We start from the raw sequence: 16,579 nt of genomic DNA, 5'->3' as shown, positions 1-16,579 counted from the left end.
CGAATTCTTCCCAAGGCACGCCACTTGACGGACAGACCAAAGAACTACCGGAGTACCTGAAATGACCAAGATCGCTCTTACCGCCGGCGCCATCCTCGTTGCCACCGGCACTGCTTTTGCCGGCAGCGACCATTATGGCTCAGACAACGTCAACCAGCCGGCCGCTCCTGCTGCCAACGTTGACAACACGTTCACCGGCTCGATCCGCAAGCCGGTTACTTCCGAGCATACCGGTGCCAAGACGACTTCCGAGTCGGTGGCGCCTGAATCCGGCCAAGGCATCTGGGGCCGCTGATTATCACAGCCCCGGAACACAAAGAGCGGCGGGCTCGGCCCGCTACTCTTGCTTTCGCGTATCAGCCGGGACGAGCGCTGGATCGAATCCTGCGCCAATCGAATACTTTGAATTGCAGGTTTCATCTGTAGCCACAATCTCGGTTGCTGAAATCGTCCAGCAACGTGCACGTCGGAAAAAGCCGATGCGTATTCGTCGGCGCGGGCAGCGCTCTCATCTCGAATGCGTCGAAAGCAACGACAACTCACGAATGACCAGCACACTGGAGTACCCGAAATGACCAAGATTGCTCTTACCATCGCCGCTATCGTCCTCACCGCCACGGGCAGCGCCTTTGCCGGCAGCGACCACTATGGTTCGGACGGTGCCAACCAGCCGGCCGCGCCTGTTGGCAATGCGCCTGTCGGCGCTATCGACAGCGGGTTTACCGGTTCCATCCGCAAGCCGCTGGCGGCTGAGCACAACGCCGTCGACACCGGGGCGACGACCCGATTCGGCACGGATCAGCCCGTAGTGCCCCAATCTGGCCGGGGCAACTGGGGCCGCTAGTTCCTCAAACCCCGGGAGCACAAAGAACGGCGGGCTTGGCCCGCCGCTCTTGTTTGTGCGAAGCTCGGTCGGTCGAGGGATCGGCGGTTTTTCCCCCGGCCTGTTGGTAAATCCCTAACGCAGATCCTTCGGCCAAATGCAGTGCGTCAGTCGGGCGCTGCCGAAGGTGAGACCGGCCCAATCGCCATCGACGTCGAACCGAGCCAGGGCCGCGGTCGGGAATTTTTCCGCCAGCTTTTTCAGCGCCGCTTCATCCGATCCAGCCCCGGCAAGCCCGCGCGCGAACTCCTCCAACCCGGGATTGTGGCCAAGCACCAGCAGCGTTCCGGTCTCCGCCTTTACTTGCCGCACCTTGGCGAGGATGTCCGCCGCCGCTGCCTCGTAGAGCGCCTGGACAAATTTGGCCTGCACCTTCGCCGGCAATTCCGCCGAAACCAGCCGCCATGTGTCGCGGGTGCGCAGCGCCGGCGACACCAGCGCCAGCTCCGGCAGCCAGCCGCGCCGGGTCAGTTCGCGCCCGACCAGCGGCGCTGCTTTCCGCCCGCGCCCGGACAGCGGCCGGTCGAAATCGATGAGGCCAGGATCGTCCCAGCTCGATTTAGCGTGACGCAGGAGCAGCAATTGCATCATGGTTTCAAAATAAGGCCGAAACATCGCGTGCGCCATGCACGACGCGGACAATCTCGACGCATTGTTCGGCCAGTCAATAAAGCACGAGATAATTTGCCGTCAACGATCCGGATGTCAGCCATTCCGCTGGTTTTTGATGGCGTTGCCGAACCTGCTGCGGGCTTTTTGTTTTATATCCTCGATGTCGAACGGGGCGGACGGACCACTCTCCAGCCCCTCCGCCCAGGCTTTCCGTAATCGCTCCGCTTCGGCTATGCGCAAGGGCTGGCCAAGCCCGCATTCGGGTAGCACCTCGCTGACTTTTTCGACGGTCGCCATCAAGCTGTCTCCTATGACTTACCTGTGCTGTCGGCGACGTCGCATCGTCTATGAGCTGCCCTTCCGGGCGCGCACGAAAATGAACGCCGGGAGGCGGCAAAGTCGATCATATCCCTTTGGGTCCTTCAGTCTCAGTTCCTCACTTGGCGTCGGCTCGCACATCCGCTCAATGACAAATCCAGCATCCGCAAGAGGGTCAGTCAGATCGCGTAGCGGCCTTCGATAGTAGCGCATTTTCTGCCCGAGCCATCCCCATTCCTCCTCGATCAGTTCGGCATTCAAATATCCAGGATCGAGAATGCTGACTTGATCGTGAACTGGGTGATGCGTCGAAAATACCAGCGTGCCAGTTGGTCGAAGCAGCCGCGCATATTCAGAAAAAACGGCTGGTAGGTCCGCTAGGTAATGGAGGACGAGCGAAGATAGCACGAGGTCAAAAGTCTCGTCGCCGAGGATACCTTGCAGATTGCTCACGTCGCCCTGGATCACGCGGGCGCGACCTGCGACGCGCTTTTGCGCGAGAGCAACCATTGCGGCGCTACGGTCGACAGCAACCACGCGAGCACCGTGGCACATCAGCCAATCGGCGTACCAGCCGTGACCGCAACCGGCATCAAGAACATCGATATTGTCGACCGGTGGCAGGAGATGCAAGGTCGTCGGGCGCTCGTAGAGAGCATTCCAGGGCCGCTCATCGATCATCGCCGAGTAACGCCCGGCGATGGTGTCATAGTCTGTCGTTTCGGGCACGGACGTCATACCTCGTTATACCCGAAATCAATATCACTGGCGTCTGCCTTTGGCACATCGCGTCCTTGCGCTGTGCTGCCGAAAATCTGGCCGCTATCGAGACACAGCAGGCTTTCGCAGCCCACCGCACGGCTAATTTGTGGGGTTCACGACCCAGCCGATTGAAAAGCAATCACGGCGTTATCCGCGCCAGGTGCTCAAGATCGGTCTCTTCACGCAGCGGGTCGGGCGCGATCACCACCGACGTGGCGTTGTCGGCATCGTCGGCGAAGCGCGAAAACACCGTGCGGCCGCCTTCCATCCGCGCCTTGCCTTCGGCGACCAGGCCCAGCGCCAGCGGATAGAGCTGGTGCTCGGCCTTGAGCACGCGCGCGGCCAGCGTGTCCTCATTGTCGCCGACCATCACCGGCACTGCGGCCTGGGCGATGATCGGCCCGTCATCCATGTCGAGCGTGACGAAATGCACTGTGCAGCCATGGATGCGCATGCCTGCGCGGATGGCTCGCGCGTGCGTATCCAGCCCCTTGAAGGCAGGCAGCAGGGCAGGGTGGATATTGACCATCCGGCCCTGCCACTTCTCGACGAAACGCGCGCCGAGGATGCGCATATAGCCGGCCAGCGCGACGATTTCGGCGCCGAACGACAAGAGGGCCGCATCGATCGCCCCGTCATGCGCTTCCTTGCTGGCATAATCGGAGCGCGAAATCACCTTGGTGGCGATGCCGCGAGCCGCGGCGATGCCGAGGCCGGCGGCATTGGCGCGATCGGAGATGACGCCGACGATCTCGGCCGGATAGGCCGGGCTGCCGGCGGCCGCGATCAGCGCCGTCATGTTGGAGCCGCGCCCCGAAATAAGCACTACGGTGCGTTTTCTGGTCATAGGCCGATCGAGCCCCGATAGATGACGCCGGCATCGCGGCGCGGCACGATCTGGCCGATCGGCGTCACCGTCTCGCCGGCCTCCTGCAGAACGGCGGCGACCTGCGCCGCCTGACCGGAGGCGACGACCAGGATCATGCCGATGCCGCAATTGAAGGTGCGCATCATCTCTTCCGGCGCGACGCCGCCGGTCTTGGCCAGCCACGAAAACACCGGTGGCACCTCGATGGCGCCGAGATCGAGCTCGGCCGAAAAATCCTTGGGCAGAACGCGCGGGATGTTTTCGGGAAAGCCGCCGCCGGTGATATGGGCCAGCGCCTTGATGCCATGCGTGTTGCGGATCGCCTTGAGGATCGACTTGACGTAGATGCGCGTCGGCTCGAGCAGCGCCTCGGCCAGTGTCGCCTCGTCATTGAACGGCGCCGGATCGCCCCAGCCAAGGCCGCTTATCGCGACGATGCGGCGGACCAGCGAAAAGCCGTTCGAATGCAGGCCCGACGAGGCAAGGCCGAGCAGCACGTCGCCCTCGACGATGTCGTCGGTCGGCAACAGCTGGCCGCGTTCGGCGGCACCAACTGCAAAGCCGGCAAGGTCGTAGTCCTTGTCGTGATACATGCCCGGCATTTCCGCCGTCTCGCCACCGATCAGCGCGCAGCCGGCCTGCCGGCAGCCGGCGGCGATACCACCGACGATCGAAGCACCCTGGTCGGGATCGAGCTTGCCGGTGGCGAAATAGTCGAGGAAGAACAGCGGCTCGGCGCCTTGCACGACGATGTCGTTGACGCACATGGCGACGAGGTCGATGCCGATCGTATCGTGCTTGCCGGCGTCGATGGCGATCTTCAGCTTGGTGCCGACGCCGTCATTGGCGGCGACCAGCACCGGATCGGTGAAGCCGGCGGCCTTTAGGTCGAACAGGCCGCCGAAGCCGCCGATCTCGCCATCGGCGCCCGGCCGGCGGGTCGCACGCACCAGCGGCTTGATCTTCTCGACCATGAGATTGCCGGCATCGATGTCGACGCCCGCTTCGGCATAGGTGAGCCCGTTCTTGCGCTTGCTCATTTCCGGCGCCTGCTCATCTGTTGCGCTTGCCTGTCGCTGGTTTCATTCGCTTGCGGGCTCTTCGCATGAACGGTTTTGCCCCGCAAGGCAAGCGCGCGATGATGGTGTTTTCAGTTGGATACCGGCGGAACCGGGCGCGATATACTCCAACAGTAAAAAGAAATCCCCGCCAGAATTGCGGCGAGGCCACCGACGGTGGCAAGAGACCTGATTTCACCGTCGAAGGGCAGGATTCCATACGAGAAGCCGGCGGCGACCAAAGCCGCCGCGGCAGCCCACAGACCTGGATTTGCAACGACCGACCTCGCGAACAGAAACGCCACGACCGCAGCCGTCAGCCAGAGGGGCCAAGAGACGACCACGCCCACGGCCAGCTCAAGAGCGAAGGCCCACAGAAGATCTTGCGTCGCTATGTTGCGGTGCGGGGCTCCGAAAGATGCGAAAGCCAGCAGACTTTCTGTCAGTCCGGCCAGATAGCAAAGCGTTACTCGCCAAGCGATTGTGATTCTCTGCGCCATCGTCATTCAGCAGTAGGGAAAATAAGCTATTGCTTTCCCGGGCTCTTCGCATGAACGGCCGCACCTCGCAAGGATGACGGCGGGATCAGACTGTCTTGGCTCGACAAAAGAGTGGACAGTCGCCCAAGCTGCCGCCCTTATGGACGTCCCTCTCGTTCCGCCAGAACCATGTCGACGCGGTCGAGTTGTGCCTTGGCGTAGCCGCTCAGCGCTATTCCGCTATTGTTCGTTCGAATCCAGTGCACAGCCTGCCTCACCCGCTCGTAGTGCCAAGTTCGATTTCGCAGGCAATCAGCGCGAGGATCCGAACGGCGAAGGGCTGTGTGAATTCGTAAGGTTTGTCGAGCAGCTCGCTATGTCCGGCGACGTAACTGGCGAGGTCCGGATTCTGAGCCCTGATCCGTCGCGCCAGCTCGACATATTTCCCCAGCAACCTATCTATGCTCGTCTGGTCAAGGTTCTCGAAGTAACGACCATAAGCTTTCAGCTCATTGTTAAATATCGTTTCGGGATGAAACTGCGACAGTCCGGGCCAGATCCATTTTTTGCCGTACAGCCTTTCAAGCAACGGCCTGACGGTAAGAAAGTCCAGGTAAACGAGCATGTTCACATGAACATCGCCAGAGCTTGCAGTAAAGGCTTCTTCGAGAATCAGGCAATATCGTCGCTCCGGTCGACTTCGAAGACGCCTTTCCGGATGCGGCGAAAGCCATGTCCCATCATGAACGTATCGAGATACTTACGCGCTTCGCCAACGGCCAAAGACAAGGTTCCACTCCCTCTTTGTTGCGCCATGGTGCCTTGATGGTTGCCGAAGAGTCCAGCCACTGCGCCGCTTGTTCCAAAATAGCTTCGCGGCCAGTGCGCTCTCGACAAACCCGTGCACGGCCCAACTTTTGTCGCTTCTCACTTGCCGTGACCCTCCATCTCCATCATGTATCGACAAACAAGAGCGACGGGATAATGCGTTTGACCATCCCCAACATGATCACGATCATGCGCTTCGTGCTGGTGCCGGCCGTGGTGCTGGCCATGCTGCAGGAACGCTGGGACTGGGCCTTTGCCGGCTTCCTCATTGCCGGCATTTCCGACGGCGTCGACGGCTTCATCGCCCGCCATTTCAATCAGTTTTCCAGGCTCGGCGCCTATCTCGACCCGATGGCCGACAAGCTGCTGCTGGTCTCCGTCTTCGTGGTCATGGGCATCAGCGGCGAGTTGCCGCTATGGCTGGTCATCACCATGGTGTCGCGCGACGCGCTGATCGTCTGCGCCGTGCTTTTGTCCACCGTCATGGCGCATCCGGTTGAGATGAAGCCGCTCCTGGTGTCGAAGGCCAACACCGCGATCCAGATCGTGCTGGCGGCAGTGGTGTTGGGCGAACTCGCCTTTGACATCCGTCTCGATCCGCTGAGGCCGGCCCTCATATTGCTGTCCGGGGTCTTGACCGTGGCTTCGGCCGCGGCCTATCTCGTGGCTTGGCTGAGGCATATGAGCGGCTATGGCGAAGGCTCCACACCCGGCACCTGAACGCGGGGCACCTGAACACCAGGGACCCGACGAACGGTCGATCGACGCCGAGGCCGAAGCCGCGGCAGCGGAGGCTGCGGCATCGGCGTCGTTTCGCCGCCAGATCCGCTTCTGGCTGGTCAGCGCCATCATCCTCGCCGTCTTCCTCTATGTCTTCAGCGGCATCCTTCTGCCCTTCGTCGCCGGCATGGTGCTCGCCTATTTCCTCGACCCTGTCGCCGACCGGCTGGAGCGTCTCGGCCTGTCCAGGCTGATGGCGACGGTGGTCATCCTCATCGCCTTTATCGTCGTCCTGGTGCTGGCCGTCGTCATCCTGGTTCCGGTGCTCGCCTCGCAGATGGCTGATTTCGCCAGCAAGCTGCCGGACTATCTGACCCGGCTGCAGAGCCTGATCACCAGTTTCGACCCGAAATGGCTGGAAGAGAAATTCGGCGTCGACGCCAATGGCCTGCGCGAAGGGCTGAACTCGCTGCTGACCTCCGGCTTCGGTCTCCTGACTACGGTCTTCACCTCGATCTGGAGCTCCGGCGTGGCGCTGGTCTCGGTTGTCAGCCTGTTCGTGGTGACGCCGGTCGTCGCCTTCTACATGCTGCTCGACTGGGACCGCATGGTGGCAATCGTCGACGGCTGGGTGCCGCGCGACTATGTCAAGACGGTCCGGGCGATCGCCAGGGACATCAACACCGCGACCGCCGGCTTCGTGCGCGGCCAGGGTACGCTCTGCCTGGTGCTCGGCGCCATGTATGCCACCGGCCTGACGCTGACGGGCCTGAATTTCGGCATCCTCATCGGCCTGTTCGCCGGGCTGATCTCGTTCATCCCCTATGTCGGCTCGCTGACCGGGCTGGTGCTGGCTGTCGGCGTTGCCTTCGTCCAGTTCTGGCCGGACTGGACCATGATCGCGGCAGTGGCAGGCGTGTTCTTCGTCGGCCAGTTCATCGAGGGCAACATCCTGCAGCCGCGGTTAGTCGGCAAAAGCGTCGGCCTGCATCCGGTATGGCTGATGTTTGCGCTGTTTGCCTTCGGCGCGCTGTTCGGCTTCGTCGGCCTGCTGATCGCCGTTCCGGCTTCCGCCGCCGTTGCCGTTCTGGTGCGTTTCGCCATCGCGCGCTATCTCGAATCGCCGCTCTACAAGGGCCATGCCGACGAGCCGGTGCCGCCGCTGCCGGTTCGGCGCCGCGGGGGCGCGCGCGGTTGAGCCAGATGCCGGACAACAAGATCGATCCGCCGCGCCAATTGCCGCTCGATCTAGGCCACGGCACCGGCTATTCGCGTGACGAGCTCGTCGTCTCCGCCACCAACAGCCAGGCCGCGGCGCTTGTCGACCGCTGGCCGGACTGGCCGTCGCCGGTTGTCGTGCTGGCTGGGCCGGCCGGCTCGGGAAAAACCCATCTGGCCTCGATCTGGCGGACCCGCGCCGACGCGGTGAAAGTGGAGGCCGCCCGCATCGGCGACTGTATCGAAAATCTCGGCGCGCATCCGGCCCTGATCGACGATGTCGACGCCGGCCCGGTCGACGAGCACGGCCTGTTCCACCTGATCAATGCGGTGCGCGGCGCCGGCTCGACCTTACTGTTGACGGCGCGCCGCTTTCCCTCCGCCTGGGGCGTCAGGCTGCCCGACCTGGCGTCGCGGCTCAAGGCGGCGGCTACCGTCGAGATCCACGAGCCCGACGATCTCTTGCTGGCCGGCGTCATCACAAAACTGTTCGCCGACCGCCAGGTCGAGGTCGAGCCGCATGTCGTGCAATACCTGGTGCGCCGCATCGAACGCTCGCTGGCCACCGCCATGCGGGTGGTCGAACGGCTCGACCGCACCGCGCTCGAGCGCAAGACGCCGATAACGCGAGCGCTCGCAGCCGAGACGGTCAGCGCCATGGATGAAGGGCAGGGCGAGTTCGAGATATAGCGGGATGATCTCGTTTGGCGGGTGTGCTAATCAAGTCGATCTTTTTGACAGTAGGTATTGGAATGAGCCCGATCGTCAGACGAATCGCACTGATATGGCTTGTCTCATCGCTGTTCTGGTCGGCGATCGTGGTCCAAGAGATCTTCGATTACGCGGACTTGATGCTCAGGACCTACGGCGAGGAGCCTGCTCATAGCACCTGGCTCAGGCAAGCCTTTTCGGAGTTTTGGCCAGCTATTCCCTGGGGCTCGGCCGTGATCCTGGTCGTGGAAGTCGGAGGCGCATTGCTGCTAATTTCAGGAATTCGACTGATCCGGCACATCAGGCAAAAAGCCTCGGCGTGAACATCAGGGAGCTCATTCCCGTCTGTGTCCCATTTCGAGAAGAAAGACTGGCATCTGTCTTGCAACAAAGAGCTTGCCGGCTGATCCCGGTCCTGATTGCGTATCAATCAGGTAAGTAGGCTCGCCGGGAGATGGGGTGGTTGGGGTTCTCTTCCCGGCGAGCTTGCCTTTGGCAGCATCGAATCGATAGCGCCATTGCGCGGCGGCCGGGCCTCAGCTCTCTCCACCCGCAATCACAGCTCATTCCACGCCAAAGCGCCGGCGATAATCGCCGGGCACCAGGCCGGTTATCCTGGCGAATACCTTGCGGAAGGAGCCGGGATCGTCATAGCCGACCTCCCAGGCGATCTGGTCGATCGATCGTATCGTGGTTTCCAGCATCTCGCGCGCCTTGCCGACCCGCAGGTGCTGACAATATTCGGTCGGCCTGAGGCCAGTGGCGTTTCGGAAGCGTCGCAGAAAGGTCCGCTCCTCCAGCCCCGCATGCTCGGCCATGGCGCCGAGCGTCACGTCGCGCGCGCCGTTCGCCTGCAGCCAATGCTGCACCTTGAGGATCGCTTCGTCGTCATGGGTCAATCGCGGCGCAAACGGGCTGTAAAAACGTTGCTCGCGGCCCGGCGGATCGACCAGCATGAAACGCGCCGTGTCCATCATGACGGTTGACCCGAGCACCCTGTCCACGAGCTTGAGGCCGAGGTCGGTCCAGGCCATGTAGCCGCCCGCGGTGATGATGTCGCCATCGTCGATGACCAGCCTGTCGGCGTCGAGCAAGATGTCTGGAAAGCGTAGCGCCAGCGCGTCGCGATAGGCCCAGTGCGTTGTCGCGGCGCGACCGGACAACAGGCCGGTCTCGGCAAGCACGAAGGCGCCGGCACAGACCGAACCGAGCGTCGCGCCTGCCGCATGACGGTCCCTGAGCCAGCCGGCATAGGGCGCGGCCGCCTCGCGAGGGATCGGCTGCAGCAGGGTCGGCGGCAGGATGACCATGGCCGGTTCATTGTCGGCGCCGGGGTCGCTGTCGAAGGTGCGGATTACGGTATTGCCCGCGTCCAATTGCCAATGGCTGACGCGAAGCCTCGCCGCCTCCGGCGACCGCTCGACAGCCAGCCGGTTTGCCAGCATGAAAAGATCGGTCAGGCCGAGCACGGCTGCTTCCTGCACGCCGGGATACAAGACAAGGCCGATTTCGATCAGATCACGCGCAGCCGTCATTTGTCAGTTTTGCCACGTTGAATGTCCGTTTTGCCAATGCTCACCCTGACCGCACTGTTATAATTTGTCCAGCTGAAGGGGCTAAAAGCTTCCCTGTTACCTCCCAGCTTTCCATCAAGGAGTAGGACGATGAGCACATTCACCACCCATGACGGCACCGAGATTTTCTATAAGGATTGGGGCAAGGGCCAGCCGATCGTGTTCCATCACGGCTGGCCGCTGAGCTCAGACGACTGGGACAACCAGATGCTGTTCTTCGTCGAAAAGGGCTACCGCGTCATCGCCCATGACCGCCGCGGCCACGGCCGCTCGTCGCAGACCGCGACCGGCAATGAGATGGACACCTACGCCGCCGATGTTGCGGCGCTCGCGGCGCATCTCGATCTCAGGGATGCGATCCACATCGGCCACTCGACCGGTGGCGGCGAGGTGGCGCGTTACGTCGCGCTTTATGGCGGCGGAGGCCGTGTTGCCAAGGCGGTGCTGATCGGCGCCGTGCCGCCGATTATGGTCAAGACCGACAGCAACCCCGGCGGCTTGCCGATCGAAGTCTTCGACGGCTTTCGCGCGGCTCTGGCCGCTAATCGCGCCCAGTTCTACAGGGATGTGCCGGCCGGCCCGTTCTATGGCTTCAACCGCGACGGCGCCAAGATCTCGCAAGGCGCCGTCGACAATTGGTGGCGCCAGGGCATGATGGGCGGAGCCAAGGCCCATTACGACTGCATCAAGGCATTCTCGGAGACCGATTTCACCGACGATCTCAAAAAGATCGAGGTTCCCGTCCTGATCATGCATGGCGACGACGACCAGATCGTGCCGATCGCCGATTCCGCGCTGCTTGCGGCCAAGCTGGTGAAGCACGGCACGCTCAAGATCTACAAGGGCCTGCCGCACGGCATGTGCACCACCCATCCGGAGATCATCAATCCGGATCTGCTGGCCTTCATCCAGGGCTGACATCTTCCATATCGGACGGGCAGCGCAGGCTCGTGCTGTCCGTCCGTTGCCTGAGCATGATACGGCGACGGATCACGCTCGAGCGTGATCAGCTTGCGCTGCCGACGAGATTTGCTTGATGAATGGTCGGAGTGGAGAGATTCGAACTCCCGACCCTCTGGTCCCAAACCAGATGCGCTACCAGGCTGCGCTACACTCCGAACGGTCTGTTGCCTATTGATTTCGGCCCGCCAAAGCAAGCGTAAAAAGCCATCGGCCTTGCTGCCGGCGCCATTGCGCAGTAATGACGGGCTAGTGCATGGCCAGAGAATAGTAATCTGGTTTCGAGGTCGTGTGCTTGCAACCAGCAATGAGGTGGTCATGTCAGCCCGCATTTTCAGCCCAGCCAAAACCGCGATGCAGTCCGGCAAGGCCAAGACCGGCTATTGGGTGCTGGAATTCGATCCGGAGCAGCGCAAGAAGATCGATCCGCTGATGGGCTACACCACGTCCGGCGACATGCGAAGCCAGATCAGGCTGACCTTTGACACCAGGGAAGAGGCGGTCGCCTATGCCGAGAAGGAAGGGCTGTCTTTCCGCGTCGAGGAGCCGAAGGAAATCAAACGCCGCCAGATTTCCTATGCGGAGAATTTCCGCTATGACCGCAGGACGCCCTGGACGCATTGATCTCATACCGGCCCTGCCGGCGCCAACAATCAGCCGGTCATGCGGCCGGCCAGCGGTCCCGTAGCTCAGCTGGATAGAGCACCGGCCTTCTAAGCCGATGGTCACAGGTTCGAATCCTGTCGGGATCGCCAATATTTCAGCGTCCATTCCGGACAGGTTCACTCGCCAGTCGCGAACAGGATTTCCAACACATGACAGCGATGGGCGCGGCGGCATTGCTGATCCTGGTCCTGACCTATGCCGGCGTCGCCATCGGCACGATACCAGGGCTACGCCTCGACCGGGCAGGCATCGCGCTGCTCGGCGGTGCGGCGATGATCGCCATCGGCGCGCTCAGCATGGAGGACGCCTACCGCGCCATCAGCTTCGACACCATCACGCTTTTGCTCGGCATGATGATCGTCGTGGCGCATCTGGAAGTGTCCGGCGCTTTTCGCGCGCTCGGCGGGTTCGCCATTGAGCATGCGCATGCGCCATTCATGCTGCTGGTGATGGTGACGCTGTTGACCGGCGTCCTGTCGGCATTCCTGGTCAACGACGCCATCTGCCTGGTCATGGCGCCGATCGTCGTCCATGTCACCCGCGTCATCAACCGCAACCCGGTTCCCTATCTGATCGCCACCGCCACGGCCTCGAATTGCGGCAGTGTCGCCACCATCACCGGCAATCCGCAGAACATGGTCATCGGCGCCCTGTCGGGGATTTCCTATCCGGCCTTCTCGGCGGCACTTGCACCGGTCGCGGCGTTCGGCCTCTTCGCCGTCATCGTCATCATCCGCATCGTCTACCGCGCCGAATTTTCGCGCAAGGCCGAGCTCAGCCCCGAAGTCTATCGCGGCCGCATGCTGCCGGGGCAGGTGCTCAAGGCGGTGGTCGTCTGTATCGGTTTGGCGGTCGCTTTCTTTGCCGGCGTTCCCGTAGCCAAGGCGGCGCTGATTGGCGGTGCGATTCTGTTGCTGACCCGCGCCATCAAGCCTGAGCGCATCTATCGCGAGATCGACGGGCCGCTGCTGTTCATGTTCGCCGGGCTGTTCATCGTCGTCGCCGGTGCCGAAAAGACATTGCTGACGCCCGACATCGTCGCTTCGGCAAAGGACCTTGGGCTGAATGATGTCTGGCGGCTGTCCGGCTTCACCGCAGTGCTGTCCAACATCATGAGCAACGTTCCGGCCGTGCTGGCGCTGCGGCCGTTCATACCCGGCCTGGAGAATCCAGAGCGTGCCTGGCTGGTCGTCGCCATGAGCTCGACCCTGGCCGGCAATTTCACGCTGCTCGGCTCGGTCGCCAATCTGATCGTTGCCGAGCACGCGCGGGTCTCCGGCAAGCCGCTGGGCTTCATCGCCTTCTTCAAGGTTGGCCTGCCATTGACGCTGGTCACGCTTCTTGTCGGGACGGCATGGCTGGCGGCCTAAAAGCACGTCGCGTTCGACCGGCCTCATGCGACGCGCTTTAGGCTCTTGTTTTATGCATGTCGTTATCGCAAAACCGCTGCACACTTTTGCGCGACAGGCATTAGCCAGTCAGGGCGATGTCACCGTCACATGGCCCTTCATATTGGGATGGAAGCGGCAGAAATAATCGACCGATTCGGCCTTCTTCACCATCAGGCTTGCTGCCTGCTTCGGCGGGATCATCACTTCCCAGCCGCCGTTGACGGTTGCCGTGTGGGCGAACACGTCCTTGTTCACCCACTTGATCGTGTCGCCGACCTTCGCCTCGATGTTTCCGGGCGAAAACACAACCTTGTCGATCGTCACCTCAATGGTTTCGGCCTTGGCAGGTGCGGCGCCGATGGTCAGCGCCAGCGCAACCCACAGATGCCGCCTCGACACCATTGGCCCGATCCTCACTTCAGCATACCGGCGACGTGTTCGGCGTGCTGTTCGTGGCCCTGGAATATTTTCAGGCCGGTTTCCAGCAGGCTCTTCAGCTCGGCATTGCCGGCCGACGGGATCAGCAGAGTTTCGAGCGCGCCATTGACCTGCTTGTGGTAGGCCACCTCGCTGGCGACATAGGCCTTGTCGAACGCCGCGCCCTTGAGCTTGGCAAGCTTGGCACGTTCCTCGGCCGCCGCCTTGGTCAGCGCTTTGCTGGTCGGATTGTCCTCAGGCGTGACCTTGAGCTTCTTGACCAGGTCGAGAGCCTGTTTGTTGACGGCCTCGTGATCCCGCACCATGTCCTTGGCGAAATCTACGACCTCTTTGTTTTTCGATTTCTGCAGCGCCTGCTTGGCCGCCTCGACGTCAAGCACGCCCGCTGTGTAGGCGATATGTGCGATCTGCGGATCGGTCGGCTTGTCGGCAGCTTGCGACAAGGGCGCTGCGCTAAGCAGGAAAAATGCGGCCAGTGCCGTGGTCGATCGAATAAACATGATGCTCTCCTTCGCCCCGACGCCGAGCTGCATCGGGCTTCGTTTTCAGTGATGCTCATTGGATGCAGGTCGCCGGAAAACGTTCCCGCGAAAATCGACGCGACCTATCCGGAAAGACCAAGCCGCTGCATCACGGCATTGGTCAGCCGTTCACAGCGCCGGCCCGCGAACGGAAACGCGTCGAGCAGCACCGGGCCGATCTGGTCGTCCAGCGCCTTGCGCACCAGCGCACGAGCGCGGTGCAGCCGGGTCTTGATGGTTTCTGGTCGCACGCCAAGCAGTTCGCCGGTCTCCTCGATGCTCAGCCCCTCGATGACTCGCGCCACGAACACCAGCCGGTAGACATCGGGAAGACTGTCGGTTGCCCGTTCGACAAGCTCAAGGATCTGCCGTTGCGCCATCGTCCGCTCCGGATCGTCGCTCGGGTTGAGGGGAAACCGGATGATTTCGGCTTGCGGATTTTCAGGTATCGCCACCATTCGCCGCCTTTTGCGCAAGCGGCCGAGCGCTTCGTTGATGACGATACGCGACAGCCACGTGGCGAGCGAGGCATCGCCACGAAAGGCCTCGAGGTGGGCAAACGCCCTGACATAGGCCTCCTGGACGATGTCCTCGGCCTCGCTGTCGTTGCGCACAACGCCGCGGGCGATGCGGTAGAGCCTCTGGTTGTGCGTCTTGATGATGGTGCGGAATGCATCGCCATCGCGTGCCAGCGCGCGGCCGACAAGCTGCATGTCGCCGGAAGCGGCGGACGTTGCCGTCAACACAGCCGGCATTGGCGATCTCCTGATAGGCTTCTCATCGGGATATTGGATGCATCGGCCGACAAAAGGTTCCCGACCGATCCGCCGGCCAGCCTCGATCCGCATCAAGCGCCGGCAGAAGCTATTCTATCGCTTCCGCCACGCCGGCGTCTCTATTTTGTAGACGCCGCTTCATCGGCTGATCGGTCGCCATGACACCGCTCAGGATCGCAGTGTTTCCAGGCTGTTACGCCGATTCCTGACTCAGTCTGGCAAGGTGCTGGCTCAGGCCTCTGCGGCCGCCGCCAGCCCGCGCGCCAGGTCGGCCTTCAAATCCTCGACATCCTCGAGCCCGATCTGCAGGCGCACCAGCGGTCCGTCATACGGGCCCTTGGCGACGGTACGGTCGCCCAGGAATACCGGCACGGCAAGGCTCTCATAGCCGCCCCAGGAATAGCCGAGGCCAAAAAACTTCAACGCGTCGAGGAAGGCGTGCTGCTGCTTCTGTCCGCCGCCTGCAAGGACGATAGAGAAGATGCCGCTCGATCCGCAAAAATCGCGCTTCCACAAAACGTGGTCGGGATGGCTGGGCAGCCCCGGATGCAGCACCTGCGCCACGCCCGGCTGGCCCTCCAGCCAGCCGGCGAGGGCAAGCGCGCTCTTTTGATGGTGCTCCAGCCGCACGCCCATTGTGCGCAGGCCGCGCAGCACCTGGTAGACGTCATCCGGCCCGGCGCAGCATCCCATCGTGTTGAACGTCTCGCAAAGCTGCTTCCAGCAGGCTGCGTTGGCCGAGACCGTGCCGAGCAGCACGTCGGAATGGCCGGCCGGGTATTTCGTCGCCGCATGGATCGAGATGTCGACGCCATGGTCGAGCGGGCGGAAGTAGAGCGGCGTCGCCCATGTGTTGTCCATCATGACGATGGCGCCGGCGGCATGCGCTGCCTTGGCGATGGCCGGTAAGTCCTGCACCTCGAAAGTGTTGGAGGCCGGCGATTCGGTGAACACCACCCTGGTGTTGGGCTTGATCAGCGCCGCGATGCCGGCGCCGATGCGCGGTTCGTAATACTCGACCTCGATGCCCAGCCGCTTCAGCATCGTGTCGGCGAAATTGCGGGTCGGGTGATAGACGGAATCGACGATCAGCAGATGATCGCCGGCCGACAGGAAGGCGAGCAGCGGCAGCGTCACCGCCGCCAGGCCCGATGGAACCGCGACCGTGCCCGCAGAGCCTTCCAGCGCATCGATCGCGCTGTTCAGCGCATCGGTGGTCGGCGTGCCCCGCGTTCCGTAGGTGTATTTCTGGCTGCGTGAAGCCATCGCCGCCGCGTTGGGATAAAGCACGGTCGAGGCATGCACCACCGGCGGGTTGACGAAGCCGAAATAGTCATGCGGGTTGTTGCCGGAATGGGCGAGCCGCGTGTTGATGCCCATCTCGCTGCCGTCTTTTGCCATTGCATTTCGTCCCGTGAGTAGGTCGTTAGCCATAGTGCGGCGGCATTGGCCGCGCAACCGCACCGCACTCGCCAGGCAAAGGTCTTGAATATGCCAATTCAGCAATGCGCCGTAGATCCGCAGGGCGCCCGGCGCGGTCGGGAAGTCGCGGTCGGGAAGGCGCGATCGGATTTTGCCGGCTTTATTGGCGCGTTGACCGATTTGCGGGCGCGTTTGTCTGCGATTCAGGCATTTCAGCCAGTTGGTTTTCAAAGTCTTTCGGATTTGGTCATTTCCCTTGACCTCACAGGAATAATCGCCTTCGATGTTGTTCGTGAATGGGAGACAGCGCGTCGGTTACGATGCGGGATTCCGGTAATGGGCCGGGATACGAAGCTGCGTTCACACGGGAAAAA

21 protein-coding genes and 2 tRNA genes are annotated in these 16,579 nt (G+C 62.2%); 11 read left to right on the top strand and 12 right to left on the bottom strand.

Annotation, left to right across the window (positions count from 1 at the left end; translation table 11 throughout):
• Window positions 1-61 precede the first annotated feature (61 nt).
• Both NKJ93_RS08695 and NKJ93_RS08690 read left to right on the top strand, forming a co-directional pair.
• Window positions 62-295: a DUF680 domain-containing protein gene (locus NKJ93_RS08695; protein ID WP_352588599.1), complete on the top strand. Its 234-nt coding sequence runs from the start codon at window positions 62-64 to the stop codon at window positions 293-295.
• A gap of 276 nt (window positions 296-571) precedes the next feature.
• Window positions 572-844: a DUF680 domain-containing protein gene (locus tag NKJ93_RS08690; protein WP_023719767.1), complete on the top strand. Its 273-nt coding sequence runs from the start codon at window positions 572-574 to the stop codon at window positions 842-844.
• Window positions 845-958: 114 nt separating this feature from the next.
• Here NKJ93_RS08690 and NKJ93_RS08685 read toward each other — a convergent pair whose 3' ends face one another.
• The 5 genes from NKJ93_RS08685 to purM all read right to left on the bottom strand — a co-directional run bounded on the left by NKJ93_RS08685 (window position 959) and on the right by purM (window position 4,483).
• A complete protein-coding gene (locus tag NKJ93_RS08685) occupies window positions 959-1,474 on the bottom strand; it encodes a SixA phosphatase family protein (RefSeq protein ID WP_352588855.1) in 516 nt (171 codons plus the stop codon).
• A 114-nt stretch (window positions 1,475-1,588) separates the two neighbouring features.
• Window positions 1,589-1,792 (bottom strand): hypothetical protein, encoded by a 204-nt coding sequence (locus tag NKJ93_RS08680; RefSeq protein ID WP_352495577.1) that lies wholly within the window; start codon window positions 1,790-1,792, stop codon window positions 1,589-1,591.
• Between the two features lie 48 nt (window positions 1,793-1,840).
• The gene (locus NKJ93_RS08675) at window positions 1,841-2,542 is read right to left on the bottom strand and encodes a class I SAM-dependent methyltransferase (RefSeq protein WP_198030504.1); all 702 of its coding nucleotides are present in this window, start codon (window positions 2,540-2,542) and stop codon (window positions 1,841-1,843) included.
• Window positions 2,543-2,714: 172 nt separating this feature from the next.
• Window positions 2,715-3,422 carry a phosphoribosylglycinamide formyltransferase gene (gene purN, locus NKJ93_RS08670; RefSeq protein WP_023719764.1) on the bottom strand — a complete coding sequence of 236 codons (708 nt, stop codon included), beginning with the start codon at window positions 3,420-3,422 and terminating at the stop codon, window positions 2,715-2,717.
• On the bottom strand, window positions 3,419-4,483 hold the full coding sequence (gene purM, locus NKJ93_RS08665; RefSeq protein WP_023719763.1) for a phosphoribosylformylglycinamidine cyclo-ligase: 1,065 nt from the start codon (window positions 4,481-4,483) through the stop codon (window positions 3,419-3,421). The genes purN and purM overlap by 4 nt, the downstream gene beginning before the upstream one ends.
• Before the next feature lie 65 nt (window positions 4,484-4,548).
• On the opposite strand from purM, the gene NKJ93_RS08660 reads away from it, so the two are divergent.
• Window positions 4,549-5,055 carry a hypothetical protein gene (locus NKJ93_RS08660; protein WP_156948088.1) on the top strand — a complete coding sequence of 169 codons (507 nt, stop codon included), beginning with the start codon at window positions 4,549-4,551 and terminating at the stop codon, window positions 5,053-5,055.
• Between the two features lie 199 nt (window positions 5,056-5,254).
• Here the strand turns inward: NKJ93_RS08660 and NKJ93_RS08655 are convergent, their stop codons facing one another.
• Window positions 5,255-5,611, bottom strand: coding sequence for a hypothetical protein (locus NKJ93_RS08655; protein ID WP_352588597.1), 357 nt, complete (start codon window positions 5,609-5,611; stop codon window positions 5,255-5,257).
• Between the two features lie 359 nt (window positions 5,612-5,970).
• Here NKJ93_RS08655 and NKJ93_RS08650 point away from each other — a divergent pair, with 359 nt between their 5' ends.
• The 4 genes from NKJ93_RS08650 to NKJ93_RS08635 all read left to right on the top strand — a co-directional run bounded on the left by NKJ93_RS08650 (window position 5,971) and on the right by NKJ93_RS08635 (window position 8,780).
• Window positions 5,971-6,528 carry a CDP-alcohol phosphatidyltransferase family protein gene (locus NKJ93_RS08650; protein ID WP_023719760.1) on the top strand — a complete coding sequence of 186 codons (558 nt, stop codon included), beginning with the start codon at window positions 5,971-5,973 and terminating at the stop codon, window positions 6,526-6,528.
• On the top strand, window positions 6,500-7,726 hold the full coding sequence (locus NKJ93_RS08645) for an AI-2E family transporter (RefSeq protein ID WP_023719759.1): 1,227 nt from the start codon (window positions 6,500-6,502) through the stop codon (window positions 7,724-7,726). Before NKJ93_RS08650 ends, NKJ93_RS08645 begins: the two co-directional genes overlap by 29 nt.
• A 5-nt stretch (window positions 7,727-7,731) precedes the next feature.
• Window positions 7,732-8,436 (top strand): DnaA regulatory inactivator HdaA, encoded by a 705-nt coding sequence (gene hdaA, locus NKJ93_RS08640; protein ID WP_023719758.1) that lies wholly within the window; start codon window positions 7,732-7,734, stop codon window positions 8,434-8,436.
• A gap of 62 nt (window positions 8,437-8,498) precedes the next feature.
• The gene (locus NKJ93_RS08635; RefSeq protein WP_352495574.1) at window positions 8,499-8,780 is read left to right on the top strand and encodes a hypothetical protein; all 282 of its coding nucleotides are present in this window, start codon (window positions 8,499-8,501) and stop codon (window positions 8,778-8,780) included.
• A 240-nt stretch (window positions 8,781-9,020) separates the two neighbouring features.
• Here the strand turns inward: NKJ93_RS08635 and NKJ93_RS08630 are convergent, their stop codons facing one another.
• Window positions 9,021-9,992, bottom strand: a complete 972-nt coding sequence (locus NKJ93_RS08630) for a GlxA family transcriptional regulator (protein ID WP_352495573.1) — start codon at window positions 9,990-9,992, stop codon at window positions 9,021-9,023.
• 129 nt (window positions 9,993-10,121) lie between these two features.
• Here NKJ93_RS08630 and NKJ93_RS08625 point away from each other — a divergent pair, with 129 nt between their 5' ends.
• Window positions 10,122-10,949, top strand: a complete 828-nt coding sequence (locus NKJ93_RS08625; protein WP_352495572.1) for an alpha/beta fold hydrolase — start codon at window positions 10,122-10,124, stop codon at window positions 10,947-10,949.
• A 123-nt stretch (window positions 10,950-11,072) separates the two neighbouring features.
• On the opposite strand, the gene NKJ93_RS08620 is transcribed toward NKJ93_RS08625, so the two are convergent.
• A tRNA-Pro gene (locus NKJ93_RS08620) sits at window positions 11,073-11,149 on the bottom strand.
• A 160-nt stretch (window positions 11,150-11,309) separates the two neighbouring features.
• Here NKJ93_RS08620 and NKJ93_RS08615 point away from each other — a divergent pair.
• From NKJ93_RS08615 to NKJ93_RS08605, 3 genes are all read left to right on the top strand, one after another.
• Entirely contained in the window at window positions 11,310-11,615 is a 306-nt protein-coding gene (locus NKJ93_RS08615) for an ETC complex I subunit (RefSeq protein WP_352515784.1), read from the top strand.
• Between the two features lie 54 nt (window positions 11,616-11,669).
• Window positions 11,670-11,746: transfer RNA gene (locus NKJ93_RS08610), tRNA-Arg, on the top strand.
• Window positions 11,747-11,806: 60 nt separating this feature from the next.
• Window positions 11,807-13,027 (top strand): anion transporter, encoded by a 1,221-nt coding sequence (locus NKJ93_RS08605; RefSeq protein WP_352588594.1) that lies wholly within the window; start codon window positions 11,807-11,809, stop codon window positions 13,025-13,027.
• A gap of 108 nt (window positions 13,028-13,135) precedes the next feature.
• Here the strand turns inward: NKJ93_RS08605 and NKJ93_RS08600 are convergent, their stop codons facing one another.
• The 4 genes from NKJ93_RS08600 to NKJ93_RS08585 form a co-directional block, all read right to left on the bottom strand.
• The gene (locus NKJ93_RS08600) at window positions 13,136-13,450 is read right to left on the bottom strand and encodes a cupredoxin domain-containing protein (RefSeq protein ID WP_352481771.1); all 315 of its coding nucleotides are present in this window, start codon (window positions 13,448-13,450) and stop codon (window positions 13,136-13,138) included.
• An 11-nt stretch (window positions 13,451-13,461) separates the two neighbouring features.
• On the bottom strand, window positions 13,462-13,986 hold the full coding sequence (locus NKJ93_RS08595) for a DUF4142 domain-containing protein (protein ID WP_023719753.1): 525 nt from the start codon (window positions 13,984-13,986) through the stop codon (window positions 13,462-13,464).
• A gap of 104 nt (window positions 13,987-14,090) precedes the next feature.
• On the bottom strand, window positions 14,091-14,762 hold the full coding sequence (locus NKJ93_RS08590) for an RNA polymerase sigma factor (RefSeq protein WP_023719752.1): 672 nt from the start codon (window positions 14,760-14,762) through the stop codon (window positions 14,091-14,093).
• Between the two features lie 252 nt (window positions 14,763-15,014).
• A complete protein-coding gene (locus tag NKJ93_RS08585; protein ID WP_352588592.1) occupies window positions 15,015-16,184 on the bottom strand; it encodes a cystathionine beta-lyase in 1,170 nt (389 codons plus the stop codon).
• Window positions 16,185-16,579: the final 395 nt, after the last annotated feature.

The sequence above is a fragment of the Mesorhizobium sp. M0028 genome (assembly GCF_040323855.1).
GTDB lineage: Bacteria > Pseudomonadota > Alphaproteobacteria > Rhizobiales > Rhizobiaceae > Mesorhizobium.
Note: the sequence above shows the minus strand (reverse complement) of the source record. Positions and strands in the feature narration are given on the sequence as shown.